Annotated in this window: 6 protein-coding genes; all 6 read right to left on the bottom strand. The window is 44.5% G+C overall.

What is annotated here, in order from left to right; translation table 11 throughout:
• Positions 1–124: 124 nt before the first annotated feature.
• A complete protein-coding gene (locus Q3W13_RS22765) occupies positions 125–811 on the bottom strand; it encodes a GDSL-type esterase/lipase family protein (RefSeq protein WP_302867932.1) in 687 nt (228 codons plus the stop codon).
• Between the two features lie 102 nt (positions 812–913).
• The gene (dapA, locus tag Q3W13_RS22760) at positions 914–1792 is read right to left on the bottom strand and encodes a 4-hydroxy-tetrahydrodipicolinate synthase (RefSeq protein ID WP_302867931.1); all 879 of its coding nucleotides are present in this window, start codon (positions 1790–1792) and stop codon (positions 914–916) included.
• A 118-nt stretch (positions 1793–1910) separates the two neighbouring features.
• Positions 1911–3032 carry a chromate efflux transporter gene (gene chrA / locus Q3W13_RS22755; RefSeq protein ID WP_302867930.1) on the bottom strand — a complete coding sequence of 374 codons (1122 nt, stop codon included), beginning with the start codon at positions 3030–3032 and terminating at the stop codon, positions 1911–1913.
• 69 nt (positions 3033–3101) lie between these two features.
• Positions 3102–3830, bottom strand: coding sequence for a hemerythrin domain-containing protein (locus Q3W13_RS22750; protein WP_302867929.1), 729 nt, complete (start codon positions 3828–3830; stop codon positions 3102–3104).
• Between the two features lie 70 nt (positions 3831–3900).
• A complete protein-coding gene (locus Q3W13_RS22745) occupies positions 3901–4410 on the bottom strand; it encodes an ACT domain-containing protein (RefSeq protein WP_302867928.1) in 510 nt (169 codons plus the stop codon).
• Positions 4411–4717: 307 nt separating this feature from the next.
• Entirely contained in the window at positions 4718–7171 is a 2454-nt protein-coding gene (locus tag Q3W13_RS22740) for a DUF5686 and carboxypeptidase regulatory-like domain-containing protein (RefSeq protein WP_302867927.1), read from the bottom strand.
• Between the last annotated feature and the right edge of the window lie 135 nt (positions 7172–7306).

Below are 7306 nucleotides of genomic sequence, written 5' to 3'. Positions count from 1 at the left end.
ACCGCCGTATACGGAACCGTACGTACGGTGGTGTGAGAGAGCGGTGAAACGAATAAAAGTTTCGCCCTCTACTCGATATCAATGATATCAGGCAAGAGGACCCGGGACCATTGCCTCAAAACTCTTACAAATACCCTTGTTTTTTCAAAAAAGCAACCCAAATATCGTAAGCAGGCGGTTTAAGATGCAGCCCTTCGTAGCTGTATTGGGCATCAAGGCGCTTGTCCTTATCCAGGAACAGCGGGAATATGTTTACAAACGTGTACCCGGCAGCCAGGGCATTAGCTCTCAATAGTTTATTAACCGCTAATACGTGTTCTTCCTTATCATAATGCTGCGGAAAATTCGGCATGGCAGGGTTAAGCGGCAGTACGCTTTGTATGTAAATTTTCGTCTGCGGACAGGTGGCGCGCACTTGTTTTACAATCTTCATCATATTATCGGCTATAACCGCATCAGGAATATCCTTACCGATGTCATTAATACCGCAAAGTATGAAGAGTTTGGATGGCTGCCTGTCGGTAACATCTTTTAAACGTCTTAAAATTCCATAGGTAATATCGCCGCCAATACCCCGGTTAATAACGGTAGTGTCATTCAGCACTTTCTTCCAGTCACCCATTTCGGTGATGCTGTTACCCAGGAACATGATATGACCGGTTGTAATCGGTTCCTTTTGAAATTGCGCAAGCCTTTGGGTGGTATGCTCCGGAATGAAAGGGATGGTATCATATACCCGCTGGTTAGTTACCGGTCTTTGGGCCTGTACTGCTAAGGGAAGCAAAAATAGGGCGTAAAGCAAACGTTTCATCGATTGTTAATTGGTGTTATACAAACATAACAATCTGCCCGTCAAATAAAAAAGCATCCTTGCAGGTTAATGCAGGGATGCTTTTTTATCAAGCTTAGATAACTATGCCAATTTCTTTGTCTCTGCTTTTATTTTATCAGCTGTGGCAGTACTCACTTGTACCAATGGCAGGCGAACGGTATCTTCACAAATACCCAATTCCTTCAAAGCTGTCTTTACACCGGCCGGGCTGCCTTCGGCAAACATCAGGCGGGTGAATTCTATCAATTCCAGATGTGTTTTTGCAGCTGTTTTAAAGTTGCCCGCCAAACTTTCCCTGATGTAACCCGATACTTTTTGAGGCAGTGCATTTCCAACCACAGAAATCACACCGGCGCCGCCCATGGCAATCATTTGCAGGCTGATCGGATCATCACCCGAGATTAGCAAAAAGTCTTCTGGCTTATCGCGCATGATCTGGTTCATCTGGTCAAAATTGCCTGATGCCTCTTTTATTCCGATGATGTTTTTAAAGTCGCGCGCCAGCCTTACTGTTGTTTCTGCTGCCACGTTGCTGCCGGTACGGCTGGGTACGTTATACAGGATAATTGGAAGCGGCGCTACTGCGGCAATGGCTTTGTAATGCTGGTAAATGCCTTCCTGCGTAGGTTTATTGTAATTCGGGCTTGCCGATAAAATGGCATCGTAGCCTGCAACATTAAAATTCTTAATATCTTCAACAAGCTCTGCGGTATTGTTGCCGCCTAAGCCGGCGACCAAACCAACACGGCCGGCAACTGTTTTTGAAGTAAATTCCCAAACCTGTTTTCGTTCACCGGCGTTAAGGGTGGCGCTTTCACCGGTAGTGCCCAATGAAACGATGTATTCCACGCCTCCGTCAATAATGTGGTTGATGACCCTCCCCAGGGCGTCGTAATCAACCTGACCGTTTGTCTGAAAGGGAGTAATGATTGCTACCCCTGTTCCGTAAAATCTATTCATAACAGTTTTAAAAGCTGCTAAGATAGGAATAGTTCATGGTTCATAGTTCATGGTGCGCTGAAAAAGGTTTTGTCGATGATGGCGGGGAACAGTAAGACCGAAAAAACAATGCCCAATCTCACATCAGTTGTAAAAGATACCCTGCGATTGAGCCGCCCAAAACTATGTAGGCATTGTTGATCTGCCTGAACCTGAATAGCAGCCCTATGCTTACTATAGCTATCAGGATAGCACGCCAGTTGGCCAGGCTATCTTTACCCAGTTGGTAACAAATCACAACGATCAACGCTATTGATGCAACATTGACTGCATTTAAAAATGCCGCAAATATTTTTGAGCCTCTCATTTTTTTAACCAGAGGGTTAAGCAATGCTACAAAAACGAAGGAGGGAAGAAAAATACCTATGGTTGATACAATAGCGCCATTCAGGCCATTTACCTGGTACCCGATAAAGGTGACGGACGAGAACACCGGTCCCGGCGTAAATTGGCCCACCGCTATGGCATCCACCAATTGCTGGCGCGAAATGATGCCTGGCATTACGAGTTCGGAATCTAAAAAGGCGAATAAAACGTATCCGCTGCCATAAAGTATTGCACCGATCTTTAAAAAAGAAAGGAACAAACCTGTGTTAACACGGCTGAATAAACCGTTGTCCGCCATTGAAAAGAGCGGCGGGAAAATGGTGAGCGCGTTTAACTTTTTTTGCCGGGCAGCCGTAAGCCCTGCGTAAACAATACCCGCGCCAAATAAAACCAATATTTCAGAATATCCGAGCAGGCTGATCAATAATGCTAAAGCGCCGGTAATACCCAAGCCGATGGTTTTAAGGGACTTTTTTGCCAGCGGATATATTGCAGCCAGGATGACAGAAATAATAGCAGGCTTTATGCCATATACAAAGGGTTGTACTTGTGGCAGGGTACCGTAGTTTTTATAAAGCCAGGCAAGGCAGCCGGTTATAAAAACCGCGGGCAAAATAAAACAAAGACCGGCGGTAATAAGTCCTTTCCACCCGGCGCGTTCATGCCCTATATGGATGGCCATTTCGGTACTGTTAGGGCCCGGGATAAGATTTGTAGCGCCAATCAGGTCGAGGAAATGCTGTTCGGTAAGCCATTGCCTTTTTACCACAACTTCCTGCCGCATCATGGCAATGTGCGCCGCCGGACCACCGAAGGCCGTAGTGCCTAATTTTAGAAAGATTGCGGCAAGTTCTTTAAGCGGGCCCTTTTTCATGCGCCACAAATATAAAGCCCCGCAATTTTATAACCGCTTGTTTGATGTTTATTTTATGTTAGCCCGCTATTACACATTTGGCGTGAACAGGTTCAAATCGTAAATATTTAAACCCTTTTCAATTTCTGTAACCTTATCCACAGCCATATCAAAACCATCGCCGCCAAATTGCTCTTTTTCCTTCTTTTCAAAATCTTCTCCCAATGAATCATACTCATGTTTCGAGATTATTTTATGGAGTGCAGGAAATAGTACCGTATCTTCACGCGCTTCATGCGGGCTGTACATGCGTACAAAAGCCTGCATATCCTGGGCCATTGCTTTTTTGTCGTCTGAAGTCAGATTTGTTTTTTTTGCGTTTGTAATGATGCGCCCGGTTAAAATCCTCCCTTTTTGATGCTGTATCCTGAGTGTTTTGGTAAGATCGGCCAGTTGCCCTGCTTTTTCAAAACGAGGGAACAGGTGGTCTTCTTCCAGCTTTTCATGGTAATCTTCCACAAAAGTTTTAATGAGGGTTGCCGCCTGGCCGACTAATGAAAGGTTTAAGTCTTTTCCCGTTGTCAGCCGGCTTGACGCCTCGTCATAAATCAATAATATCCTTTTTAAAACGCCATGTTCGCGCATCAGGTCCTCATTGGTAGTTACATCTTCATCGCCGCCTTTTTCCCCGCCGCAAGAACCAAGAAATCCCGTGACGCCGATGCCGGACGCAATGAGCAGACCTGTTTTGGTTAAAAAGTTTCTGCGGTTTTCGAAATTACGGCCGCCCTCGGCAGGAATGATCTCTTGAGTTTTCATCGGGGTATTATTAAATTATCGGATAATAGCTTAACACTGCATCTCAGCAAGTGTTCTTGAAATCTGTAAATTAAGTATTTAACAGCGACAGACTCTCTTCGGCAATTAAACCACTTTTGCAAAAACCCAGCAAATGCGGCCCGTCCAGTTTACCATAAAGCTCAAAAAGATCCCGGTCGCTGCCGGTTTTGCGTATTACCACTTCGTCTTTGCTAAGGCGACTGATTACAGCCCCATACTTTTGCAGTACTGACCAAAACAGCGATTCATCAATAGCTCTTGAAAGCCGGAAAAACCCAACCTTATCCAGGTTGGCTTCTCCCGCCAGGTAACCAGCAGCACGATAAACTTCCACAATTTTCTGCAGCCTGGCCAGCAGTAACGGCAGTTCGTTAACCGGCAGGACGGCTTCCACGGTAATCATCACGAGCTCGTTAATGTCTGTACGCGATACATTCAGGCTGCTCACCTCATAGCTGCGCTTGTTAAAAAGTACGAGAATCTGCCCCAGCAACCCTTTTTTGTCTTCGGAGCAAATGGCGATAACGCATCGTTCGCTGGTGGTTTTTGGTGTTTTCATGATCAAAATCAGTTTAAAAAAAAAGCCCTCCGTTGCGGGAGGGCTTCATGTTATGGTTTTTAAATTTTACATACAGTCAGGCAACTCCCGGCGGGCAGGCTATGACAATAATAATCACCAAAAGGTTAACCAGGCCGCATAGTGCGGTTAGCTGTTTAATGCCAATTATTGATTTTATTGCGCTCATGAGAGTTTGGTGCAATATAATAATTTTAGTTAACAATTGGTGGCTGACAGAAAGTAATTTGTGTCAAAGGTAAATCGCAGATAACAGTCTGTAATCCTCAAGCACTTACTGCTGCGGCCGCTAAAAGTTCAGCCCAATCCTAACCGCTGAATTAGTGTTGCTGCCGCTGTTGAACGATTTGCCATACATGAGTCTGAATCCAAGGTATTGTACGCCGATGCCAAGCTCGGTATAGTTTTTCAGAGCAGGGGTGGAGAGGTAATTAACATCCAGAATTTCCTGCAGCTTGAGCTTACGTATCAACGGGATCTTGTTAAGGATAAAACCTGAGAAGTTTTGTTCAAAATGTCCTTCAAGATATTCGGTATTTGTACTGTAGGTATAATAATTCAGCAATAAGAAACTGTTGATACCGGTTTGTGCAAACAGCACCTGGTTACCCGAAAACTGTTTGAAATCAGGATAAAACAAACTGTTGTTATTCAAAAACTTACCCGCGCCGATAAAGAATGACGTTTGCCCAAGTACGCCTGCACTGATGTTTGATTTACTGATATCGGCCGTAACCAGGTCGTAATTTACATCGGAGCCGAAAATGTTTTTAATTCCTTTAGTATAGGTAAGTCCGATTGCCGGGTATTTGGATGGCAGGTACCGGCGTCCTGTCGGATAGGTTTCATACCTGTTGCTGAAGTCGTAACTCGTACGTACAGAAACCTTTAACGACTGATTTTGGGCGAACAGGGGTATATCCTGACCGGGCAAATAAGGATTATTCGACGTGAAATCATGATTGCCAGGCTTAAAGAAGCTGTAGCCTGACGAATTGGTGAGCGCCGTTCTATCAGCCCATTCCACATAGGCATTGGCCAGCCAACCGCCGGTTATTCTCCTGCCCGCCGAAAATGAGACGTATTGCTTTTGATATAGTTTTTCAAAATTCTGGCGCTCAAACAAACTGTAAAGTGTGTTCACTAAAGGCGAAACAGGTGCATGATTGTTTAAGTCTGCAATTTCCGAACCGGCGTTAAATCCAAGATTATATGGGCCGGCGGGGACAGCAAGGTAAATGGCGCCGGTAAATTTCTTGTCCGAAAAACCATAGCCTGCCCGCGCTCCGGCTGTAAAGTAACGGTTAGCCGAGCTATCGGTCAGTTTGCTGAAAGACGCACCATAATTTAAATTAAATCCCTGTACGGTGTTAAACCTGATAGAAGGTATTATGGCATCTAAATTATAATATTCGTGATCGTAGCGGTTTCTGTGATGATAGCTATCATAAGTTAATTTAAGCAGGCTGAATTTATTATTCTCTTTGTCCAGTGAATCCAGGTAAGGCTTCGACTCCCGCTTTCGGGCGAGCACGGCTTTTTTCTCATAGTCGGTTTTTTCCTCATCTGTTAATGGTACCGGGCGCTCATTGGCCCAGTAGATGGAATCTTTTTTATTGCTGCCTTTGGTAATGCGCAGCACCTCCGCAAAATCTTTTTTACTTGTTTTTGGGTTGATATCATAATCCTTATAAACAGCGATAAAATAACCGCCCACCTTAAAGCTCAGCAATCCCGCAGTAAAATCAAACCGGACTGACGAAGGCATCCACACCTCTTTGTTCACCGGGAAAAATTGCTCCTTCAGTTTCAGGGTGTCAACAAAGTTTATGTTTTGTTTTTTGGTAATGAAAAGGTCGAGGCTATAAATACGCCAGCTGTCCTCCAGGATGTAGATATATCCCTGGAAGCAGGCATCGTAACCACGCTTAGGCGTTACTTTGATTTTGTTGACAGTTTCGCCGTTCTCTGTGGTGAAACCTATGTACCGGTAATTGTAGTAAAACAAGGCATTGTCTGCAATGGGGGACACGAGCGGGCGCAGACTTAGTCCGTTCCAGGTTTGTATATTCTCATAAAAATTTACACGGATATCTGATGCCCTGTTAAAACTGAAGGCCTGGTTGCTGCCTGATACTTTGGAGGATATCAGCTCTTCATGTGTTTTATCCGGCCGCATAAAGCTAAATTTTGATTCCGACTCCGATAGATAAACTATGCCGCGGCGATTGGAATCGAGGCCTATTTCACGGGTGGCCTTTTGCACGTCGAAACCTAAAAACTTTTTTGGCGCCGCCAGCAGCTTTTGCAAGCCTTTTATGTAAACTTCACAATTGTAGGCATCAACTTCGTTCAGATGTTTTTTCCGGTTTTTAATAGCTTTCCTTATAATGGCGTAAGCAGGGTCTTCCCCGCCGGATTTCACGGTAACATCGTTCAATTGGTAAGCTTCCATCTGCAGCACAATATCTGCTGTGGTGTTTTTATTTAATTCAACCACATGGCTTTGCTGCCGATAACCGACCGCCTTGTATTGTATATCATACGCACCCGGTGTTAGCTGCAAAGTGTATTCACCTTCGCTGTTTGCCGAAGTGCCTTTGGTGGTATTTTTTATGTAGACACTGGCAAAGGGAACCGGCTTGTTTTGCTGATCGGTTATTTTTCCGCTGATAGTGACCGTTTGTGAAAAAGCGCTGAAACTCGCTGCAATAAACAGGATAAATGGTAAGGTAAATTTCATCGACCGGGTTTTATGCGAAGGTCAAACTATTTAGTTTAACCGGTAAGGGCATTTTTGTTAATTATTGTTAAAGGTTTGATGACGAAGCTCTGCCGGTGTTACACAAAAAAATGAAAACAAAAGACCGATAAAATA

It is taken from the genome of Mucilaginibacter sp. L3T2-6 (assembly GCF_030519355.1).
Taxonomy (GTDB): domain Bacteria; phylum Bacteroidota; class Bacteroidia; order Sphingobacteriales; family Sphingobacteriaceae; genus Mucilaginibacter.
Note: the sequence above shows the minus strand (reverse complement) of the source record. Positions and strands in the feature narration are given on the sequence as shown.